The sequence below is a fragment of the Marinicauda pacifica genome (assembly GCF_004793635.1).
Lineage (GTDB): Bacteria > Pseudomonadota > Alphaproteobacteria > Caulobacterales > Maricaulaceae > Marinicauda > Marinicauda pacifica.
In genome coordinates, this window is the sequence record NZ_SRXV01000005.1 from 20495 (window position 1) to 42113 (window position 21619).

General features: G+C 61.9%; 19 protein-coding genes and 1 tRNA gene. All 20 read right to left on the reverse strand.

All coding sequences use genetic code 11. The features are described from left to right. Positions 1-3: 3 nt before the first annotated feature. Entirely contained in the window at positions 4-282 is a 279-nt protein-coding gene (gene rpsS / locus E5162_RS13745) for a 30S ribosomal protein S19 (RefSeq protein ID WP_135945858.1), read from the reverse strand. 15 nt (positions 283-297) lie between these two features. Further along, the gene (gene rplB, locus E5162_RS13750) at positions 298-1134 is read right to left on the reverse strand and encodes a 50S ribosomal protein L2 (RefSeq protein WP_135945859.1); all 837 of its coding nucleotides are present in this window, start codon (positions 1132-1134) and stop codon (positions 298-300) included. A 25-nt stretch (positions 1135-1159) separates the two neighbouring features. Beyond that, a complete protein-coding gene (locus E5162_RS13755) occupies positions 1160-1453 on the reverse strand; it encodes a 50S ribosomal protein L23 (protein ID WP_135945860.1) in 294 nt (97 codons plus the stop codon). Continuing rightward, positions 1453-2091 (reverse strand): 50S ribosomal protein L4, encoded by a 639-nt coding sequence (rplD, locus tag E5162_RS13760; RefSeq protein ID WP_135945861.1) that lies wholly within the window; start codon positions 2089-2091, stop codon positions 1453-1455. The genes E5162_RS13755 and rplD overlap by 1 nt, the downstream gene beginning before the upstream one ends. Continuing rightward, the gene (gene rplC / locus E5162_RS13765) at positions 2088-2903 is read right to left on the reverse strand and encodes a 50S ribosomal protein L3 (protein WP_135945862.1); all 816 of its coding nucleotides are present in this window, start codon (positions 2901-2903) and stop codon (positions 2088-2090) included. Before rplC ends, rplD begins: the two co-directional genes overlap by 4 nt. Positions 2904-2907: 4 nt before the next feature. Next, positions 2908-3222 carry a 30S ribosomal protein S10 gene (gene rpsJ, locus E5162_RS13770; protein ID WP_135945863.1) on the reverse strand — a complete coding sequence of 105 codons (315 nt, stop codon included), beginning with the start codon at positions 3220-3222 and terminating at the stop codon, positions 2908-2910. A 449-nt stretch (positions 3223-3671) separates the two neighbouring features. Next, positions 3672-4847, reverse strand: coding sequence for an elongation factor Tu (gene tuf, locus E5162_RS13775; RefSeq protein ID WP_135945864.1), 1176 nt, complete (start codon positions 4845-4847; stop codon positions 3672-3674). Between the two features lie 55 nt (positions 4848-4902). After that, positions 4903-6978 carry an elongation factor G gene (gene fusA, locus E5162_RS13780; protein WP_135945865.1) on the reverse strand — a complete coding sequence of 692 codons (2076 nt, stop codon included), beginning with the start codon at positions 6976-6978 and terminating at the stop codon, positions 4903-4905. Between the two features lie 35 nt (positions 6979-7013). Continuing rightward, a complete protein-coding gene (rpsG, locus tag E5162_RS13785) occupies positions 7014-7484 on the reverse strand; it encodes a 30S ribosomal protein S7 (RefSeq protein ID WP_135945866.1) in 471 nt (156 codons plus the stop codon). Positions 7485-7496: 12 nt separating this feature from the next. Next, the gene (gene rpsL / locus E5162_RS13790) at positions 7497-7868 is read right to left on the reverse strand and encodes a 30S ribosomal protein S12 (RefSeq protein ID WP_009801142.1); all 372 of its coding nucleotides are present in this window, start codon (positions 7866-7868) and stop codon (positions 7497-7499) included. A gap of 414 nt (positions 7869-8282) precedes the next feature. Then, entirely contained in the window at positions 8283-12497 is a 4215-nt protein-coding gene (gene rpoC, locus E5162_RS13795) for a DNA-directed RNA polymerase subunit beta' (protein WP_135945867.1), read from the reverse strand. 84 nt (positions 12498-12581) lie between these two features. Then, positions 12582-16661 (reverse strand): DNA-directed RNA polymerase subunit beta, encoded by a 4080-nt coding sequence (rpoB, locus tag E5162_RS13800; RefSeq protein ID WP_135945868.1) that lies wholly within the window; start codon positions 16659-16661, stop codon positions 12582-12584. A gap of 248 nt (positions 16662-16909) precedes the next feature. Further along, on the reverse strand, positions 16910-17284 hold the full coding sequence (gene rplL, locus E5162_RS13805) for a 50S ribosomal protein L7/L12 (protein ID WP_135945869.1): 375 nt from the start codon (positions 17282-17284) through the stop codon (positions 16910-16912). A gap of 51 nt (positions 17285-17335) precedes the next feature. Beyond that, positions 17336-17851, reverse strand: a complete 516-nt coding sequence (rplJ, locus tag E5162_RS13810) for a 50S ribosomal protein L10 (RefSeq protein ID WP_135945870.1) — start codon at positions 17849-17851, stop codon at positions 17336-17338. Positions 17852-18167: 316 nt separating this feature from the next. Further along, positions 18168-18875: a 50S ribosomal protein L1 gene (gene rplA / locus E5162_RS13815; protein WP_135945871.1), complete on the reverse strand. Its 708-nt coding sequence runs from the start codon at positions 18873-18875 to the stop codon at positions 18168-18170. Between the two features lie 6 nt (positions 18876-18881). Next, a complete protein-coding gene (gene rplK / locus E5162_RS13820; RefSeq protein ID WP_135945872.1) occupies positions 18882-19313 on the reverse strand; it encodes a 50S ribosomal protein L11 in 432 nt (143 codons plus the stop codon). 129 nt (positions 19314-19442) lie between these two features. Continuing rightward, positions 19443-19976, reverse strand: coding sequence for a transcription termination/antitermination protein NusG (nusG, locus tag E5162_RS13825; RefSeq protein ID WP_135945873.1), 534 nt, complete (start codon positions 19974-19976; stop codon positions 19443-19445). Positions 19977-19981: 5 nt separating this feature from the next. Continuing rightward, entirely contained in the window at positions 19982-20272 is a 291-nt protein-coding gene (gene secE, locus E5162_RS13830; protein ID WP_135945874.1) for a preprotein translocase subunit SecE, read from the reverse strand. A 39-nt stretch (positions 20273-20311) separates the two neighbouring features. Further along, a tRNA-Trp gene (locus E5162_RS13835) sits at positions 20312-20387 on the reverse strand. A 149-nt stretch (positions 20388-20536) separates the two neighbouring features. Then, positions 20537-21601: a class I SAM-dependent methyltransferase gene (locus E5162_RS13840; RefSeq protein WP_135945875.1), complete on the reverse strand. Its 1065-nt coding sequence runs from the start codon at positions 21599-21601 to the stop codon at positions 20537-20539. Between the last annotated feature and the right edge of the window lie 18 nt (positions 21602-21619).

Below are 21619 nucleotides of genomic sequence, written 5' to 3' on the forward strand. Positions count from 1 at the left end.
GCGCTACTTCCTCTTGGCTTTCTTGTCCGCCGCGTGACCGTAGTAGGTCCGCGAAGGCGCGAATTCGCCGAGCTTGTGGCCGACCATGTCTTCGGACACCAGCACAGGCACGAACTTGTTGCCGTTGTGAACCTGGAAGGTCAGACCCACGAATTGCGGCATAATTGTCGAGCGGCGCGACCAAGTCTTGATGGCCTGCTTACGACCACCCTCATGGGCGGCGTCCGCTTTCTTCAGGAGGTATCCGTCGACGAACGGACCTTTCCAGACAGAACGGGGCATAGCTAGCGCGCTCCCTTAGCGTTTCTTGCGCTCGTGGCGCGAGCGAATGATGAACTTGTCGGTGCCTTTGTTCTTGCGCGTCTTGCGACCCTTGGTCGGCTTGCCCCACGGGGTAACCGGGTGACGGCCACCAGAGGTGCGACCCTCACCACCACCGTGCGGGTGGTCGACCGGGTTCATCGCGACGCCGCGAACGGCAGGACGGCGGCCCAGATGGCGATTACGGCCGGCCTTGCCCAGGTTCTGGTTCATATGATCCGGATTGGACACCGCGCCAACCGTCGCCACACAATCCTGATGAACCATGCGCAACTCGCCGCTCATCAGGCGCACCTGGGCATAACCGGCGTCGCGGCCGACCAGCTGAGCGTACGCGCCGGCAGAACGCGCGATCTGACCACCCTTGAGCGGCTTCATCTCGACATTGTGCACGATCGTACCCACCGGCATGGAGCGCAGCGGCATGCAATTGCCCGGCTTCACGTCGACGCGCTGGCCCGCAAGGACCGTGTCACCGACACCCAGACGCTGCGGCGCCAGGATATAGGCAATCTCACCGTCTTCATACTTGATCAGTGCGATAAACGCCGAACGGTTGGGATCGTATTCCAGGCGCTCGACCGTGGCGGGCACATCCCACTTGGTCCGCTTGAAATCGATGACGCGATAGAGGCGCTTCGCACCGCCCCCGCGACGGCGAGCCGTCACGCGGCCGGTGTTATTGCGGCCACCATTTTTACGCAGACCTTCGACGAGCGTCTTTTCCGGACGACCGGAATAGAGTTCCTCGCGGTTGACCAGAACCAGCGAACGGCGGCCCGGCGAAGTCGGCTTGAATGTCTTCAGTGCCATGTGTGTCTTCCTTCTGCCAGACGCCCTAGAGGCCCGTCGTGACGTCGATCGAGTGGCCCTCTTCGAGGGTCACGACCGCTTTTTTCACATCGGTACGCCGGCCGACGATGCCGCGGAAGCGCTTGGTCTTGCCCTTGGTGATCAGCGTATTCACCGCCTTCACCTTGACCTTGAACAGCTCTTCCACCGCCTCGGCGATGTCCTTCTTGGTCGCATCGAGCGGCACGCGAAAGACGACCTTGTTGTCCTCGGACAGAAGAGTCGACTTCTCGGTGATCACCGGCGCGACGATGGTGTCGTAATGACGCGGAGCGGGCATCACGCGTTCTCCCGCGGCTGGAGCCGCTCGTTGATCTTTTCAACGGCCGCTTTGGTCAGGACCAGCGTGTCCCGGCGCAGCACGTCGTAAACATTGAGACCTTGCGCCGGCAGCACATCCACATTCGGAATGTTGCGCGCGGCGCGGGCGAAGTTTTCGTCCAGCGTCTCGCCGTCGATGATCAGCGCATTCTTCAGCCCGATCTTGCCGAACGCCTCGAGCAGCGCCTTCGTCTTCGGAGCGTCGAGCTTGGCCTCATCGAGAATGATGAGGCTCGAACCGCCGACCTTGGACGACAGCGCGTGCTTCAGAGCAAGCATTCGAACCTTCTTGGGAAGCTCGGTCGCGTGTGACCGCACCCGCGGGCCGTGTGCCTTGCCGCCGCCCACGAAGATCGGCGCACGGCGCGAACCGTGACGCGCGCCGCCAGTACCCTTCTGGCGGTACATCTTCTTTGTGGTGCGGCTGATCTCGTTACGCTCAAGTGCCTTGTGCGTACCGGCCTGGCGACGCGACAGCTGCCACTTCACGGCACGCTGAAGGATGTCGCCGCGGATCTCCTCGATGCCGAAAATCGCATCGTCGAGATCGACCGAGCCGGCCTTGCCGGCATCGAGCTTGATCACGTCGATCTTCATAACTTGGATTCTCCTTCGCCGGAGGTGTCGGCGGCGGCGTCGACCTGATCTTCGGTCGGCGCGCCTTCAGCCACCATGTCGGCCTGTTCAGAGCCCGGCTCCGGACTGTCGACTTCGCCGGCAGCCTTGAATTGGCCCGGGAAAGGCAGATCCTCGGCCTTCACACCTTTGACAGCGTCGCGCACCTCGACCCAGCCACTGGCCGAGCCCGGAACCGCGCCACGCACCCAAAGGATGCCGCGTTCGGCGTCGATACGAACGACTTCGAGATTCTGGACCGTGACGCGCTCGGCACCGAGGTGGCCGGCCATCTTCTTGCCTTTGAAGACCTTGCCCGGATCCTGGCACTGACCGGTCGAACCGTGGGAACGGTGAGAGATCGACACGCCGTGCGAGGCGCGCAGACCACCAAAGTTCCAACGCTTCATGCCACCGGCAAAGCCCTTGCCGATCGAAGTGCCCGCGACATCGACCTTCTGGCCGACGGCGAAATGATCCGCGGTCAACGTGGAGCCTGCGTCGATGAGCGCATCGTCGCTCACACGAAACTCAAGCACCTTGCGCTTGGGTTCGACGCTGGACTTGGCGAAGTGGCCGCGCATCGCCTTGGACGTGCGCTTGGCTTTCGCCGCACCGGCACCGAGCTGCAGCGCGGTGTAACCGTCGCGCTCAGCGGTTCGCTGCGCGACTACCTGCACATTGTCCATGTGCAGCACGGTAACGGGCACGTGATTGCCGTCCTCGGAGAAGATACGGGTCATACCGACCTTCTTCGCCAGAACGCCCGTGCGTAGCTGTTGAGCCTGGCTCATGGTCTTAAGCTCCCAGCTTGATCTCGACGTCGACGCCAGCAGACAGGTCGAGCTTCATCAGCGCGTCCACTGTCTGCGGCGTCGGGTCAACGATATCCAGGACGCGCTTGTGAGTGCGCATCTCGAACTGCTCGCGAGATTTCTTGTCGATGTGCGGACCCCGCAGCACCGTGAACTTTTCGATCCGCGTCGGCAGCGGGATCGGCCCGCGTACCGCCGCGCCAGTGCGCTTCGCCGTGGAAACGATCTCCCGCGCGGACGAATCCAGCACGCGGTGATCGAAAGCCCGGAGGCGGATGCGAATGTTTTGTTGTGCCATCGATCCGGTCCCAACAATGCGCGCGAGCCAGACCACAGACCTCTATGGCCCACGGCAGCTCACGCCAAATCCAAATTTTGCGTTTCATGGAGCTGCGTTTGCACTCGGCACGGCCAGCCCGCTCAGAAGGACGGTGGGATACTCTTCCCCGTCGGTTCCGTCAACACCCTGCAACGTAATTAGGCTCTTCGTCGGCAGCCAGTTGCGCAGCTGAACACTTCCTAGCACCCCATTTTAACATGGAAGGCCCGCACAGGGCCCTTCAACCGGGGTTGAGGCGCAGCAACGCCTGGCAGAAGACTGGCGCATCAATGGTGATTCTCTACCAGAGGTCCGCCCGAGAACTCCTGTTTCGCCTTCGGTCTATCCCGCTCATCGCAAAGAAAAAGGGCGGCTGCCATGTGACAGCCGCCCTGGTTCGATCGTGTCGCCTGGTGAGGCGGCGCGATTTACTCGATGATCTTGGACACCACGCCGGCGCCGACCGTACGACCGCCTTCACGGATGGCGAAGCGCAGCTTCTCTTCCATCGCGATCGGCTGGATCAGCTCGACATTCACTTCCACATTGTCGCCCGGCATCACCATCTCGGTGCCCTCTTTCAAGGTCACCACACCGGTCACGTCCGTCGTGCGGAAGTAGAATTGCGGACGATAGTTGGAGAAGAACGGCGTGTGACGCCCGCCCTCTTCCTTCGTCAGGATGTAGGCCTCGGCCTCGAACTTCTTGTGCGGCTTGATCGAGCCGGGCTTGCACAGCACCTGGCCGCGCTCCACGCCCTCGCGGTCGATACCGCGCAGCAGAAGACCCACATTGTCGCCCGCCTGGCCCTGGTCGAGCAGCTTGCGGAACATCTCAACGCCCGTGCACGTCGTCTTGACCGTGTCGCGGATACCCACGATCTCGATCTCGTCGCCCACTTTCACGATGCCGCGCTCGATACGACCGGTCACAACCGTGCCCCGGCCCGAAATCGAGAACACGTCCTCGATCGGCATCAGGAATTCGCGGTCGATCGGGCGTTCCGGGGTCGGGATGAACTCGTCCACAGCCGCCATCAGCTCGCGGATCTTGTTCTCGCCGATCTCGGGATCACGCCCTTCCATCGCCGCCAGCGCAGAGCCGGCCACGATCGGAATGTCGTCGCCCGGGAAATCGTACGAGGACAGAAGCTCACGCACTTCCATTTCGACCAGTTCGAGCAGCTCTTCGTCGTCGACCTGGTCAACCTTGTTCAGGAACACGACCAGAGCCGGAACGCCAACCTGGCGCGCCAGAAGAATGTGCTCGCGCGTCTGCGGCATCGGGCCGTCGGCCGCGTTCACAACCAGGATCGCGCCGTCCATCTGCGCCGCACCCGTGATCATGTTCTTCACATAGTCGGCGTGGCCCGGGCAATCGACGTGCGCGTAGTGACGACCCTCGGTCTCGTACTCGACGTGAGCCGTCGAGATCGTGATCCCGCGTGCCTTCTCTTCGGGCGCACCGTCAATCTGGTCATAGGCGCGAAAATCGCCGAAATACTTCGTAATCGCCGCCGTCAGCGTCGTCTTGCCATGGTCAACGTGACCAATCGTGCCGATGTTCGCGTGCGGCTTCGTGCGTGCAAACTTTTCCTTAGCCATCTTTAGTCTCGCTCTTCTGGCGTCGTTTATTCAGGGGCCTGGTCCGCCAACCGGATCAGGCGATTTTCGAGATAACCTCGTCGGCCACCGCTTGGGGAACCGGCGCATAGTGGTCGAACTGCATCGTGAACTGGGCGCGACCCTGAGTGGCCGAGCGCAGGTTGTTCACGTAGCCGAACATGTTGGCGAGCGGCACCATCGCGTTCACGACAGTTGCGTTGCCGCGCATCTCCTGGTCGCGGATCTGGCCGCGGCGGGAGTTCAGATCGCCGATGACCGAACCGGTATAGTCGTCCGGGGTCACAACTTCGACCTTCATGACAGGCTCAAGCAGCTTGATCTTCATCTGCGGCTTCGCTTCGCGCATCGCGCCACGGGCGGCGATTTCGAAGGCCAGGACGCTGGAGTCCACGTCGTGGTAGGCACCGTCGACCAGAGTCACCGAGAAGTCGATGAGGGGGAACCCGGCCAACAGACCATTGTGCCGGATCGACTCGATGCCTTTTTCAACACCCGGAATGTATTCCTTGGGCACCGAACCACCAACGATCTTGGACTCAAACTTGTAACCTTCGCCCGGCTCGTTAGGCGTGATCTGCAGCTTGATGCGCGCAAACTGACCCGAACCACCCGACTGCTTCTTGTGGGTGTAATCGATTTCGCAAGGCACACCGACGGTTTCACGATAGGCCACCTGAGGCGCGCCGACGTTCGCTTCGACCTTGAACTCACGCTTCATACGATCAACCAGGATGTCGAGGTGAAGCTCGCCCATACCGGCAATGATCGTCTGACCGGACTCTTCGTCGGTCGACATGCGGAAGGACGGGTCCTCGGCCGCAAGGCGCTGAAGCGCAACACCAAGCTTTTCCTGGTCCGCTTTCGACTTCGGCTCGATGGCCAGCTCGATCACCGGCTCCGGGAATTCCATCCGCTCAAGAATGACAGGCTTTGCCGGATCGCAGAGCGTATCACCCGTGGTCGTGTCCTTCAGGCCCGCGATGGCGACGATATCGCCTGCGAAGGCTTCCTTGATGTCTTCGCGCGAATTGGAGTGCATCAGCAGCATGCGGCCGATGCGTTCCTTCTTGTCCTTCACCGTATTCAACAGCGAAGTGCCCGTCTCGACCTTGCCCGAATAGATGCGGCAGAAGGTGAGCGTGCCCACGAAGGGATCGTTCATGATCTTGAAGGCCAGGAGCGCGGTCGGCTCATCATCGGAGGACCGGCGCTTGGTCTCTTCCTCGGTCTTCGGATCGATGCCGCGAATGTCGAGCACGTCGACCGGCGACGGCAGGTAATCGACAACCGCGTCAAGCATCGGCTGGACGCCCTTGTTCTTGAACGCCGAACCGCACAAGACTGGGTTGAACTTCAGGCCGATTGTACCCTTCCGGACAAGCTCAATAAGCTTCTCGTAAGACGGCTCTTCGCCAGCAAGATAAGCCTCCATGGCCTCATCGTCCTGCTCGACGGCAGTCTCGACGAGCAGCTCGCGGTATTCCGCAGCCTGGTCGGCGAGGTCGGCCGGGATTTCTTCCTCACGGAAGGTGGCGCCCAGATTCTCGGCTTCCCAGATGACCGCCTTCATCTTGAGCAGGTCGACCAGACCTTCGAACTCGTTTTCCGCACCGATCGGCAGCTGGGTAACGAGCGGAGTTGCGCCAAGACGATCCTTGATCATCTTGATGCAGTTGAAGTAGTCGGCGCCCAGCTTGTCCATCTTGTTGACGAAGATGATGCGCGGGACCTTGTACTTGTCACCCTGGCGCCAGACCGTTTCCGTCTGCGGTTCGACCCCGGCGTTCGCGTCCAGACAGCAAACCGCACCATCGAGCACACGCAGCGAACGCTCGACTTCAATGGTGAAGTCAACGTGGCCGGGCGTGTCGATGATGTTCAGACGCTTGTTCCGCCAGAAAGTGGTCGTCGCAGCAGACGTGATCGTGATGCCGCGTTCCTGCTCCTGCTCCATCCAGTCCATGGTGGCCGCGCCATCATGGACCTCACCGATTTTGTGCGACTTGCCCGTGTAGTACAGGATGCGTTCGGTCGTGGTCGTCTTGCCGGCATCGATGTGCGCCATGATGCCGAAATTACGATAGTCTTCGATCTTATAGTCGCGGGGCATTGGGGAGGTCCTTTAACGTCGGCCCGGGCAGTATCTTACCAGCGGTAGTGCGAGAAGGCGCGGTTGGCTTCGGCCATGCGGTGCGTGTCTTCACGCTTCTTCACCGCGGTACCGCGATTGGACGATGCATCCATCAATTCGGCGGCCAGACGCTCGCGCATCGTGTTTTCATTACGCCCGCGAGCAGCGGCAGCAAGCCAGCGAATGGCCAGCGCCTTGCGGCGGTCGGGACGCACCTCGACGGGAACCTGGTAGGTCGCACCACCCACACGGCGCGAACGCACCTCGATTTCCGGAGCAACGTTTTCGAGCGCCTCGTGGAAGACCCGCACAGGCTCACGCTTGGCCTTGCCTTCAACGATCTCAAGCGCACCGTACACGATACTCTCGGCGGCCGATTTCTTGCCGTCGTGCATCATGTAATTCATGAACTTGGTCAGATCGCGATCGCCGAACTTCGGGTCCGGGAAGATTTCGCGCTTCTCTGCGCGGTGACGACGGGACATCCCTGTCTCTCCTTATTTCGGACGCTTGGCGCCGTATTTCGAACGACGCTGACGGCGATCCTTGACGCCCTGGGTATCCAGCACGCCGCGAAGAATGTGATAACGCACGCCGGGAAGGTCCTTCACACGGCCGCCGCGGATGAGAACCACGGAGTGCTCTTGAAGGTTATGGCCCTCGCCGGGGATGTAGCTCACGACTTCGTAGCCATTGGTCAAACGGACCTTGGCCACTTTACGAAGAGCCGAGTTCGGCTTCTTCGGGGTCGTGGTGTACACGCGTGTACACACACCACGGCGCTGCGGGCAGGCCTGAAGGGCCGGCACCTTGTTACGCTTGGGCTTATCTTTCCGCGGCTTGCGGATGAGCTGATTGACTGTGGGCATCCCGCTCTTGTCCGTTCCTAATCCCGCTAGGGCGTTGCCACCGTCTTCAAGCAGCGAACGCGTAAAACCGATCTTGGACGAGAGCGTATCCCCCGGCCGCGATCGGATCCAAATTGTCTCGTTGTTTCGGGCGACGTCTAATCGGCGCACGGGGCGCGGATTACGGCTCGCCTCCGAAAACGAGCGCGGAACCTACTGGCGTGACTCGCTTCCGTCAAGCGGGGTGTGGAGGGGATAATGCATAGCCCGCCCCCCGGTCATATCCGGCGCTCTTCAAGCCCCCTCACCTTCGCCAGCAACGCCCGGTCCGGCAAGCCGGCCGGACTGGCTTGAAGCTTGTTTTGGCAATGAAAACAGAAAAAAGCCCCGGTCAGATGACCGGGGCTCATTTCATTCAGCGTACAGCCTGATCGATCAGGATTCGCTCTTTTCCTGCTCGGCCGCTTCCTCGATTTCGGCGGGGAGAGCCTCCGCGCCGGTGGCCGTGGCACTTTCCTGTTCTTCGAGACGATCCCTGTCGCGCTTGTCCGCTACTGACTGGTAGTCCCGCATAACTCCCCCGGTGCCAGCCGGTATCAGACGACCAACAATCACGTTCTCCTTCAGACCCTCGAGCATGTCGACCTTGCCCTGGATCGAGGCTTCGGTGAGCACGCGGGTGGTCTCCTGGAAGGAGGCCGCCGAGATGAAGGAACGGGTCTGCAGGCTCGCCTTGGTGATCCCGAGCAGGACCGGCTCGCCGGTCGCCGGCTTCTTCTTCTCCTTGACCAGTTTCTCGTTGGTCTCGAGGAACTCGACCTTGTCGACGTGCTCGCCGGCCAGGAAGTGCGTGTCGCCGGGATCGCCGACTTCCATCTTCTGCAGCATCTGACGCACGATCACTTCGATATGCTTGTCGTTGATCGGCACGCCCTGCAGTCGATAGACCTCCTGGATCTCGTTGATCAGGTAGCTGGCCAGCGGCTCGACACCCAGAATGCGCAGGATGTCGTGCGGCGCCGGGTTGCCGTCCATGAGGTATTCACCCCGCTGGATGACATCGCCTTCCTGGACCGTGAGGTGCTTGCCTTTGGGCACCAGGTATTCGACGGCTTCGGCATCCTCGCCTTCCGGCGTGATCTTGATCTTGCGCTTGTTCTTGTAGTCGCGGCCGAATTCCACACGACCGGTCATCTCCGCGATGATGGCGTGGTCCTTCGGACGGCGGGCTTCGAACAGCTCGGCCACACGCGGCAGACCGCCGGTGATGTCGCGCGTCTTCGCCCCTTCGGTCGGAATACGCGCGATGATGTCGCCCGGCTTCACCTCGTCCCCGTCGGAGATCGACAGAATGGCGCCCACCGACAGCATGTAGTTGGCCGGAGAGCCGCTCGGCAGCTTGACCGGATCGCCGCTCTCGTCGCTGACCACGATCGCCGGCTGGATGGAGCCCGACTTCGAAGTCGTGCCGCGCCAGTCGATGACGACCTTGGACGCAATACCGGTCGCTTCGTCGGTCTCTTCCTTCACCGAGATGCCCTCGAGCACGTCGATGAATTTCACCTTGCCGCCAACCTCGGTCACGATCGGAACCGTGTACGGGTCCCACTCGACCAGGCGCTGACCGCGCTTGACGGTTTCACCGTCATCGACGCGCAGCTTGGAGCCGTACTGGAGCTTGTAGGTCTCGCGCTCCTTGCCTTCGGAATCCACGATCGCAATCTGCATGTTGCGGCTCATGACGATGAAGGCGCCTTCGGAGTTCTGCACCGTGGAGCGATCCTTGAAGACGATCTTGCCTTCGTGGGTCGCTTCGATGAAGGACTGCTCGGACACCTGGGCCGTGCCGCCGATGTGGAAGGTCCGCATCGTCAGCTGGGTACCCGGCTCGCCGATCGACTGGGCCGCGATCACGCCGATCGCCTCGCCCATATTGACCTTCGTGCCGCGCGCCAGATCGCGTCCGTAGCAGGTGGCGCAGACGCCAAGGCGGGTTTCGCACGTGAGCGGCGAGCGCACCTTGACCGAAACAACGCCGGCCTTCTCGATCGCCGCGCACAGATTCTCGTCGAGATAGGCATCCCGCGTGGCGAGGATCTCGCCGGTTTGCGGGTCCTTGACCTCTTCGGCCGTGTTGCGGCCGAGAATACGCGTGGACAGGCCGGTAACGACTTCACCGCCATCGACCACGGCACTGATCTCGATGCCTTCCTCGGTGCCGCAATCGTCTTCGTTGACGATGCAGTCCTGAGCCACGTCGACAAGACGGCGGGTCAGATAACCGGAGTTGGCGGTCTTCAGCGCGGTATCGGCCAGGCCTTTACGCGCGCCGTGGGTGGAGTTGAAGTATTCAAGGACGGTCAGACCTTCCTTGAAGTTCGAGATGATCGGCGTCTCGATGATCGAGCCGTCCGGACGGGCCATCAGGCCACGCATACCGGCGAGCTGCTTCATCTGGTTCTTCGAACCCCGGGCGCCGGAGTGGGCCATCATGTAGACCGAGTTCACCTCGCCCTCACGGCCGTCCTTGCCGGGCATGGGCTTGGAGATTTCGTCCATCATGGCGTCGGCCACCTTGTCGGTGCACTTCGCCCAGGCATCGACGACCTTGTTGTACTTCTCACCCTTGGTGATCAGGCCGTCGACATATTGCTGCTCGTAGTCGGCCACCAGAGACCGGGTCTCGCCAACCAGATCGGCCTTGGCATCGGGGATCAGCATGTCGTCCTTGCCGAACGAAATGCCCGCCCGCGCGGCTTCCTTGAAGCCGAGCGCCATGATCTGGTCGCAGAAGATCACCGTCGCCTTCTGACCGGTGTGGCGATAGACCTGATCGATCAGGTTACCGATCGCCTTCTTGGTCAGAAGCTCGGCGAGCATGTCCGGGTTGAGCAGCTTGTGCTTGGGCAGATGCTCGAGCACTTTCATGCGGCCCGGCGTGGTGTCGATCACGGAGATCTTTTCGTCGCCTTCCGAATCCACGCCCTCGTAACGCGCCTTGATCTTGGTGTGCAGCGTGATGACGCCGGCATCCAGGGCCGCGTCGATTTCGGCCATGGAGCCGAAGATCATGCCCTCACCCGGCTCGCCGTCCTTGGAGATCGACAGGTAGTAGAGACCGAGGACGATGTCCTGCGACGGAACGATGATCGCCTTGCCGTTCGCAGGCGACAGGATGTTGTTCGTGGACATCATCAGCACGCGCGCTTCGAGCTGAGCTTCGAGGCTCAGCGGCACGTGCACAGCCATCTGGTCACCGTCGAAGTCGGCGTTGAACGCGGCGCACACCAGCGGGTGAAGCTGGATGGCCTTGCCTTCGATCAGTTTCGGCTCGAACGCCTGGATGCCCAGACGGTGCAGGGTCGGCGCGCGGTTGAGAAGGACCGGGTGCTCGCGAATGACCTCGTCCAGCACGTCCCAGACTTCGGGACGCTCTTTTTCGACCAGCTTCTTCGATTGCTTGACGGTACCCGACAGACCCTTGGCGTCGAGACGCGCATAGATGAAGGGCTTGAACAGCTCGAGCGCCATCTTCTTGGGCAGGCCGCACTGGTGCAGCTTCAGGTCCGGGCCGACCACGATGACCGAACGGCCCGAATAGTCGACGCGCTTGCCCAGAAGGTTCTGGCGGAAGCGGCCCTGCTTGCCTTTGAGCATATCGGCGAGCGATTTCAGCGGACGCTTGTTGGCGCCCGTGATCACCCGGCCGCGGCGGCCATTGTCGAACAGGGCGTCGACGGACTCCTGCAGCATCCGCTTTTCGTTACGGATGATGATGTCCGGCGCCCGCAGCTCGATAAGGCGCTTGAGGCGGTTATTCCGGTTGATGACGCGGCGATAGAGATCGTTGAGATCCGACGTCGCGAACCGGCCGCCGTCCAGCGGTACGAGCGGGCGCAGTTCCGGCGGAATCACCGGAACGACCGTCATGATCATCCACTCGGGACGGTTTTTCGACGTCATGAAGGATTCGACGATCTTCAGGCGCTTGGAAAGCTTCTTCAGCTTCAGCTCGGAGCCCGTCTCCTTCATGTCCTCGCGCATGCGCTCGGCTTCTTTTTCAAGGTCCATCGCGATGAGAATTTCGCGGATGGCCTCTGCACCGATGCCGGCGGTGAACGCGTCGTCGCCGTACTCGTCGACCGCTTCGTAATATTCCTCTTCCGTCAGCAGCTGGTTCTGCTGCATCGGGGTGAGGCCCGGTTCGGTCACGATATAGCTCTCGAAGTAGAGCACGCGCTCCACATCCTTGAGGGCCATGTCCAGGATCAGCGAAATCCGGGAGGGAAGCGACTTGAGGAACCAGATGTGGGCAACCGGGGCCGCCAGCTCGATGTGGCCCATGCGCTCACGGCGCACGCGCTGAAGCGTCACTTCGACGCCGCACTTCTCGCAGACGATGCCCTTGTACTTGATGCGCTTATACTTGCCGCACAGGCACTCATAGTCTTTCACCGGACCGAAAATGCGGGCGCAGAACAGGCCGTCGCGCTCCGGCTTGAAGGTCCGATAGTTGATGGTCTCGGGCTTCTTCACTTCGCCGTAGGACCAGGAGAGGATCTTCTCCGGGCTGGACAGCGAAATCCGGATCCGGTCGAAGGACGGGCCTTCGGCGGACGGGTTGAAGATATTCATGACCTCTTGGTTCATGGTCCGTCTCCTTGACGGTAGCGGCGGCGGAGCCTGTTGGAGGGGAGACCCCGCCGCCCTTTCGCTACATTGCCGGTTAGGCGTTTACTCGTTGACCAGCTCGACGTTCAGACCGAGCGAGCGCATTTCCTTGACGAGCACGTTGAAGCTCTCCGGGATGCCCGCCTCGAACGTGTCGTCGCCGCGCACGATGGCCTCGTAGACCTTGGTACGGCCGGCCACGTCGTCCGACTTCACGGTGAGCATTTCCTGCAGGGTGTAGGCAGCGCCGTAGGCCTGCAGAGCCCAGACTTCCATCTCCCCGAAGCGCTGACCGCCGAACTGCGCCTTGCCGCCCAGCGGTTGCTGGGTGACGAGCGAGTACGGGCCGATCGAACGCGCGTGGATCTTGTCGTCGACCAGGTGGTGCAGTTTGAGCAGGTGCTTGATGCCCACGGTGACCTTGCGGCGGAAGGACTCGCCGGTCTGGCCATCGTACAGGGTGACCTGACCGCTTTCGTCCATGCCGGCACGCTTGAGCATATCGACGATGTCCGGTTCGCGTGCGCCGTCGAACACCGGAGTGGCGATCGGAACACCGTTGGCGAGGTTGCGGCCGAGTTCGGCCAGTTCCTCGTCCGTCTCCGGCATCTCCTGATCATCACCATAGGCCAGGTTCAGCTTGGCCTTGAGCGGTTCGACATTGCCGTCCCGGCGATAGGCCTCGTAGGCCTCGCCGATCTGGCGGCCGAGCCCCTTGCAGGCAAAGCCCAAATGGGTCTCAAGAATCTGCCCGACATTCATGCGCGACGGCACGCCCAGCGGGTTCAGAACGATGTCGACCGGGGTCCCGTCATCCAGGAAGGGCATGTCTTCCAGCGGGTTGATCTTGGAGATCACACCCTTGTTGCCGTGACGGCCGGCCATCTTGTCGCCCGGCTGAAGCTTGCGCTTAATCGCGACGAAGACCTTGACCATCTTCATCACGCCCGGCGGCATCTCGTCGCCGCGCTGCAGCTTCTCGACCTTGTCCTCGAATCGGCGGTCCAGACGGGCGCGCGACTCGTCGAACTGCTTTTTCAGCGCTTCGACCTCGCCCATCGCCTTTTCGTCGTCCAGGCCGATCTTCCACCACTGCGACGCCGGAATCTCTTCCAGGCTCTCGGCCGTGACGTCACCCTTCTGGAAGCCGCGCGGACCGGAGACCGCCTTCTTCCCGATCAGGATGTCCTGAAGGCGCGAGAAGATGTCGCGTTCCAGGATGGACAGCTCGTCGTCCCGGTCCTTGCCCAGGCGTTCGATTTCCTCACGCTCGATCGTGATCGCGCGCTCGTCCTTTTCGATGCCGTGACGGTTGAAGACCCGGACTTCGACGATCGTCCCGGTTGTGCCCGGCGGCAGACGCAGCGAGGTATCGCGAACGTCGGACGCTTTCTCGCCGAAGATGGCGCGCAGGAGTTTCTCCTCCGGCGTCATCGGGCTTTCGCCCTTCGGCGTCACTTTGCCGACCAGGATGTCGCCGGCTTCGACCTCGGCGCCGATCGAGACAATCCCGGCCTCGTCGAGATTACGCAGCGCTTCTTCCCCGACATTGGGGATGTCGCGGGTGATCTCTTCAGGACCAAGCTTGGTATCGCGAGCCATCACCTCGAACTCGTCGATGTGGATCGACGTGAAGACGTCGTCGCGCACGATGCGTTCGGAGATGAGGATGGAGTCCTCGAAGTTGTAGCCGTTCCAGGGCATGAATGCGACGAGCACGTTCCGGCCCACGGCCAGCTCGCCGAGATCGGTCGAGGGACCATCCGCGATGATGTCACCGGTCTTGACCTGGTCGCCCACTTTCACGATCGGACGCTGGGTGATGCAAGTCGACTGGTTGGACCGCTGGAACTTTGCCAGGCGGTAGATGTCGACACCCGATGCGGTGGCATCGATATCGCCCGTCGCCCGGATGACGATACGCATGGCATCGACCTGCTCGACCGTTCCCTCGCGGCGCGCCGCGATGGCCGCGCCGGAATCGCGTGCCACAACCGCTTCCATGCCGGTCCCGACCAGCGGGGCCTCGGCCTTCAGCAGCGGCACGGCCTGGCGTTGCATGTTCGAGCCCATGAGGGCGCGGTTGGCGTCGTCATTTTCCAGGAACGGAATGAGCGCGGCAGCCACAGACACGACCTGCTTGGGCGAGACGTCGATGTAATCCACGTCCTCGCGCGGGATCAGCGTCGCGTCGCGGCCCGGGCCGATGCGGCAGTTGACGAACTCGTTGGCGAGCTCGCCGCTCTCGTTCACGGTTGCGTTGGCCTGCGCGATGTTGAAGCGCGCTTCCTGCATCGCCGACAGGTAGTCGACCTGATCGGTGAGCTTGCCGTCTTCCACCTTGCGGTACGGGCTCTCGATGAAGCCGTACTTGTTGACCCGCGCAAACGTCGACAGCGAGTTGATCAGGCCGATGTTCGGGCCTTCCGGCGTTTCGATCGGGCAGATCCGGCCATAGTGGGTCGGGTGCACGTCGCGCACTTCGAAGCCGGCACGTTCACGCGTCAGACCGCCCGGCCCGAGCGCGGACAGGCGGCGCTTGTGCGTCACTTCCGACAGCGGGTTGGTCTGGTCCATGAACTGGGACAGCTGCGAGGAGCCGAAGAATTCGCGCACGGCGGCCGCGGCCGGCTTGGCGTTGACCAGGTCGTGCGGCATCACGGTCTCGATATCGACCGAGCTCATACGCTCCTTGATGGCCCGCTCCATGCGCAGGAGGCCGATGCGATACTGATTTTCCATCAGCTCGCCGACCGAGCGCACGCGGCGATTGCCCAGATTGTCGATGTCGTCGATCTCGCCCTTGCCGTCGCGCAGACCCACCAGGGTTTGCAGGACCGCCAGGATGTCTTCCCTGCGCAGGACACGCACCGTGTCCTCGGCATCGAGGTCGAGGCGCATATTCATCTTCACGCGACCGACCGGAGACAGGTCGTAGCGCTCGGAGTCGAAGAAGAGGCCCTGGAAGAGCGCCTCGGCCGTGTCCGGCGTCGGCGGCTCGCCCGGACGCATGACGCGGTAGATGTCGACCAGTGCCTGCTCGCGGGACTCGTTCTTGTCGACGCCGAGCGTCTGGCGGATATAGCCGCCCACGTTCACACCATCGATGTCGAGGACGTCGAGCGAGTCGATGCCGGCCTCTTCGATCTGCTGAAGCGACTCTTCGGTGAACTCGTCACCGGCTTCCACGAAGATCTCGCCGGTTTCCAGGTTCACGATGTCGACCGCGGCAAAACGCCCGATGAGGTCGTCGCCGGCCACGATCAGCTTCTCGACGCCGTCATCGGCCAGCTTGTTGGCCGCGCGCGCGGACACCTTCTTGCCGGCCGGAGCGATGACTTCGCCCGACTTGGCATCGATCAGATCGCGCTGCGGCTTCACCCCGCGCCAGCGCTCTTTCACGAAAGGCATGGTCCAGCCCTTCGCGGTGCGCTCGAAGCTCACGTGGTCGTAGAAGATCGACAGGATTTCTTCGCGGTCCAGGCCCAGCGCGTACAGAAGGGTCGTCGCCGGAAGCTTGCGCCGGCGGTCGATACGCACGTGGACAATGTCCTTGGCGTCGAACTCGAAGTCGAGCCAGGAGCCGCGATAGGGGATGATACGCGCGGCAAAGAGGAATTTGCCCGACGCGTGGGTCTTGCCCTTGTCGTGGTCGAAGAACACGCCCGGCGACCGGTGCATCTGGGAGACGATGACGCGTTCGGTGCCGTTGACGATGAAGGTGCCCTTGTCGGTCATGAGCGGAATGTCGCCCATGTAGACATCCTGTTCCTTGATGTCCTTGACCGAGCGCGCGCCGGTTTCCTCGTCCACATCGAACACGATCAGACGCATCTTCACCTTCAGCGGTGCCGCAAAGGTGATGTCGCGCTGCATGCACTCGTCAACGTCGTACTTGGGGGCTTCGAACTCGTAGTTCACGAATTCGAGCACAGCCCGTTCGGAGAAATCCTTGACCGGGAAGACGGACTTGAACACGGCCTGCAGGCCTTCGTCAGAGCGTTCGCTCTGGTTCACGTCCTTCATCAGGAACTGATCGTAGGAGTGCTTTTGAACCTCGATGAGGTTCGGCATTTCAATCGCTTCGGGAATTCGACCGAATGACTTGCGAATGCGCTTCTTGCCGGTGAACGACAGACCCATTTCCGCTCCCTTCAAGGCTTTGTGCCTTGCGCCTTCGATAAGAACCGCGACAGTCGCGATCCCTACTCCGTCCCTTTCAACGGTCCGCCAGACATGAGGGGGCGGCGGACCGGCCTTGCCACTCCCGGGACGAAACGGAGCGGCAGGCGAAAACTTTTAGACGCCTCGACGGGCGCGCAGAATTCGCTCTGCGCGCCCGTCAAGCACCGTATATCTGCTGACCGCCCCGAGGGGCTGCCGGCACATAGTTATTTCAGCTCGACTTTCGCTCCCGCGTCTTCGAGCTTCTTCTTGATCTCTTCGGCTTCACCCTTGGAAGCGGCTTCCTTGACCGCTTTGCCGCCGGCTTCAACCAGTTCCTTGGCTTCTTTCAGGCCCAGGCCGGTGATCGCGCGAACTTCTTTGATCACGTTGATCTTCTTGTCGCCCGCGGAAACCAGGATGACGTCGAATTCGTCTTTTTCCTCAGCGGCCGCACCGGCGTCGGCAGCAGCCGGACCAGCAACAGCAACCGCAGCAGCGGCCGGCTTGATGCCTTTTTCTTCGAGGATGTCGTTGAGCTCTTTGGCTTCCAGAATGGTCAGAGCCATGAGTTCGTCAGCAAGTTTAGCTACATCAGCCATTTGTTTTCGTCCTTGATTAGGGTGTCAGTTCGAATGCGGAGAATGACCAGCTCAGGCGTCGGCTTTTTCGCCGATGACCTGAATGCAACCGGCAAGCGTTTGACCCGGCGAGTTGACGCGCGAGACGATCTCGCCCGCCTGGCCGAGCAGCCGGGCTGCAATGGTTCCGATGAGTTCTTCGCGCGAGGGCATTTTCGACAGTGCGTCGATCCCTTTTGCGTCGAACACTTCCTCGTCCATGAACCCGCCAATGATCTCGAACTTGTCGTTCGACTTGGCGTAATCCACGGCAACCTTCGGGGCGGAGACAAAGTCTCCCGAGAAAGCGATCCCGACAGGTCCGGTGAACATGTCGGAGGCTTTCTCGCCCGGCTGGCCTTGCAGCGCGATCTTGGCGAGGCGGTTGCGAACCACTTTGAACGTGCCGCCCACTTCGCGAAGCTTGGTGCGCAGCTCGGTCATTTCCGCAACGGTCATGCCCGAATAATGGGCAATGACCACGGACCCGCTTCCGGCGAAGACGCTTTTCAGGTCTTCTACGGAGGCTTCCTTGGTCTGGCGATCCATTTGCGGTCTCCCTGTTTGGGCCCCTCACCACGAGCGGCCCGGTGAAAGCGCCTGCGGCGGCAGCGCTTTCGCCCGCGGACGAAAACGCGCCTCCGTCGGCGCATTCCTGTCCCAGGGCTCGAACCGACCACCCCGAACGTGCGGGACAATCGAATTCTTGCTCTGTCTCACCCAGAGCCCCGTTCGGGGATTAAGGCACCCATTGCAGAGTGCCCCCTGTGATCTCGGACAGGTCGGGCGAACAAACCGGCCGGTAAAGGCCCCTTTGTCCGCCCCGCCCGGGCACGCAAGCGCACCCGGGAAGACGGTCTATCTCTTAAGCGGCCGCGGCGGCGGACGCTTCGGAGGTGTTCACTTTCACACCCGGCCCCATTGTGGAGCTGAGTGCGATTTTCTTCATGTACTGGCCCTTGGCGCCGGCCGGTTTGGCCTTGAGCAACGCGTCGAGCAGCGCCCGGATGTTGGCGACGAGCGCGTCTTCGCTGAAGCTCGCCTTGCCCACGCCGCAATGCACGATGCCGTTCTTCTCCACACGGAATTCGACGGCGCCGCCCTTGGCGTTCTCAATGGCCTTGGCCACATCCATGGTCACCGAGCCGACCTTCGGGTTCGGCATCATGCCACGCGGGCCGAGCACCTTACCGAGGCGGCCGACCAGCGGCATCATGTCGGGGGTCGCGATCACTTTTTCAAAGTTGATCTCACCCGCCTGAACCTTTTCGACCAGGTCCTCGGCACCGACGACGTCGGCGCCGGCCTTCTCGGCCTCTTCCGCCTTCGCACCCTTGGCGAACACGGCGACACGAACCGAGCGGCCGGTCCCGTTGGGCAGGCCGACAACACCGCGGACCATCTGGTCGGCGTGGCGCGGGTCGACACCCAGATTCACGGCCACTTCGATGGTTTCATCGAACTTGGCATTGGCGCGGTCCTTGACGAGCTTTACAGCCTCTTCGAGCGTGTAGAGCGCGTCGCGGTCAAGGCCTTCGCGGCCCGCGGCGATACGTTTAGCAATCTTAGCCATCGCGCCTTACTCCGTCACTTCGATGCCCATCGAGCGCGCAGAGCCCTCGATGATCTTGGTCGCCGAGTCGAGATCGTTTGCGTTGAGATCCTTCATTTTGGTCTCAGCAATCTCACGGCACTGGGCGCGGGACACCTTACCGATGTCGGACGCCTTACCCGCCTCGCCGGAGCCCTTCTGGACGCCTGCGGCCTTCTTGATCAGGAAGCTCGCCGGCGGCGTCTTCGTGACGAAGGTGAAGGATTTGTCCTGAAAGACGGTGATGACGGTCGGGATCGGAATCCCTTTTTCCATCTCTTGCGTCTTGGCGTTGAACGCCTTGCAGAATTCCATGATGTTCACGCCGCGCTGACCCAGCGCCGGACCGATCGGCGGCGACGGGTTGGCCGCGCCGGCGGGAACTTGCAGGTTGATATAGCCTGCGATCTTCTTCGCCATGTCCCTCTTCTCCTATGATCGCACACGTGCGTGCGACCCTTGCTGTGACGCCGCAAAGTGCGGCGGTGGGCGGCGCGGTAAACAGACCCGGAATGGACTTTCCCGGACCCTCCCGCACCGAAACGGTTGTCAGGCGGATTTTTCCACCTGGCTGTATTCGAGCTCGACCGGCGTCGCCCGGCCGAAGATGTTGATCGCGACCTTCAGGATCGCGCGGCTATCGTCAACTTCCTCGACGATGCCGGAGAAACTCTGGAAGTGACCGTCGGTCACGCGCACCGTTTCGCCAATCTCGTAGGTGACGGTCGGACGCGGACGCTCCGCATCCTCTTCCATCTGCCCCATGATCGACTTGACTTCGCGTTCCGGCACCGGCGTCGGACGCTTGCCCGAACCCAGAAAGCCGGTGACTTTCGGCGTATTCTTGACGAGGTGATAGGCCTCGTCGGTCATGTCCATCTTCACCAGCACATAGCCGGGGAAATACTTGCGCTCCGCATTGACCTTGCGGCCCTTGCGCACCTCGGTGACTTCCTCGGTCGGAACCAGGATTTCCTCGAACTTGTCCTCAAGCCCCTTCATCACCGCCTCGGCGCGGATCGCGTCTGCCACCTTCTTCTCGAAGTTGGAATACGCGTGGACAATGTACCACTTCGCGCTCATCAGGCTTATGCCCCCAAGGCCAGAAGGAAATCGATGATCAGGGAAATCAGGCTGTCGACACCGAAAAAGAAGACGGCTGCAAGGCTCGCCATGACCACGACCATGATGGTCGAGACGATCGTCTCCTGACGGGACGTCCAGGTGACCTTCCGGCCCTCCTGGCGCACCTCGCGCAGGAAGCGCAGAGGATTGAAAGCCTTCTTGGGCGCCGGAGCCGCCGGAGCGGACCCTGAACCGCCCTTGGACGTGCCCGCGCCGGGACGGGCCGGCTGTCGCGTCTTGCTTTGTCGCGCCATGCTACTCGATCAAATCCCTTAAGATCGTCCGCCAGAGACTGGCAGGGGCGGAGGGTCTCGAACCCCCGACCTACGGTTTTGGAGACCGTCGCTCTACCAGCTGAGCTACACCCCTACACAAAATGCCCGATACCGACCGGGCCGCGCGCTGTAGCACGGGACCAGCCGACGGGCCAAGTCTCGGAAGCAGGGGTTGTAACCAGACCAATCCGTTAACGGAAGCCCCGGACTTGAAAAAAATGCACCCGGGCAGGTGATGAGCCCTCAGCCCGCCCGGACGGCTTCAAGACGCCAGGCAAAGGCATTGCCGTGCGAAGCGGACACAACCTTGTCATAGCGCACGGATTCAAAGCCGCTCGCTTCGAGCCGGGTTTGCAGCGCGCCCAGGTCCTCGGGGGTCTGCGCGGCTTCCAGCATGGACTGCATGCGGCGGCGATAGACCTCCACCTCGCGCTCCTGGTGCTGCACCCAGTTCAACGCGTCCGGCGGCGCATAGGCATAGCGGCGCGCGCACAATTGATTGAGATCGTTCAGCATGCGCGCCAGAAACGGGGTCACGGCCATCGCCTCCTGCGAGGCCGCATGCATGGACCGCAGAAGTTGGTCGCGCGCAGCCACGAACTCCTGCTCCAGCGCCTGTGCCCGATCCCGGTCATGTTCCTTGCCGTCCAGAACATCGCGCGCTTGATCCAGAAGCGCATAGGCGCAAGCAAACACGCCGGTAGTTTTTACCTGACCCAACAGATCTGCGCAGGCGCGGCAATAATCCTCGATATCACCTCCTGCGAGGTGCATGACGAGCGCCAGCCGCCCGCCAGGAGCCAGGTGCCCGGCCGCCGCCATGACCGCATCCAGCCCTGCATACTCGACCCCGAACTGGCTCGCGACCAGATCAAAAGTGGACTCAGGAAAGGGCGGCTGAGCGGCATCGGCGACGACAAAATTCACCCGGCCCTCGTCGCTCGAGCGAAGAGTCTTCGCGCCGGCATGCTCGGACAGATCGCTGCCTACGGCGTGGAGAGCGAAGCGATCATCCTGGTCCGCCGCATAAGCAAGCGCGTGCTCGATCAGGATGCCGGGGCCAGTTGCAATGTCCAGCATCCGAGCCTGGGTCCTGCCATCAAAGCTTCGCGCGAACAGGTCCGCCCAAAAGGTGCGAAGTTCCGGACTGGTTGCTGCCCGGGTTCGCCCATCGGCACCATCGGCCCAGAACGCCTTCCATTCACCGCCTGTCTCGCTCACACGCAACTCCCTCGCTTTTCGTTTCCTGCCTGCCACGGCAACGGCACCGTTACAAAAGAAAATGGCGGGCCCTTGCGGGCCCGCCATCTCTTTACAGACTACCTA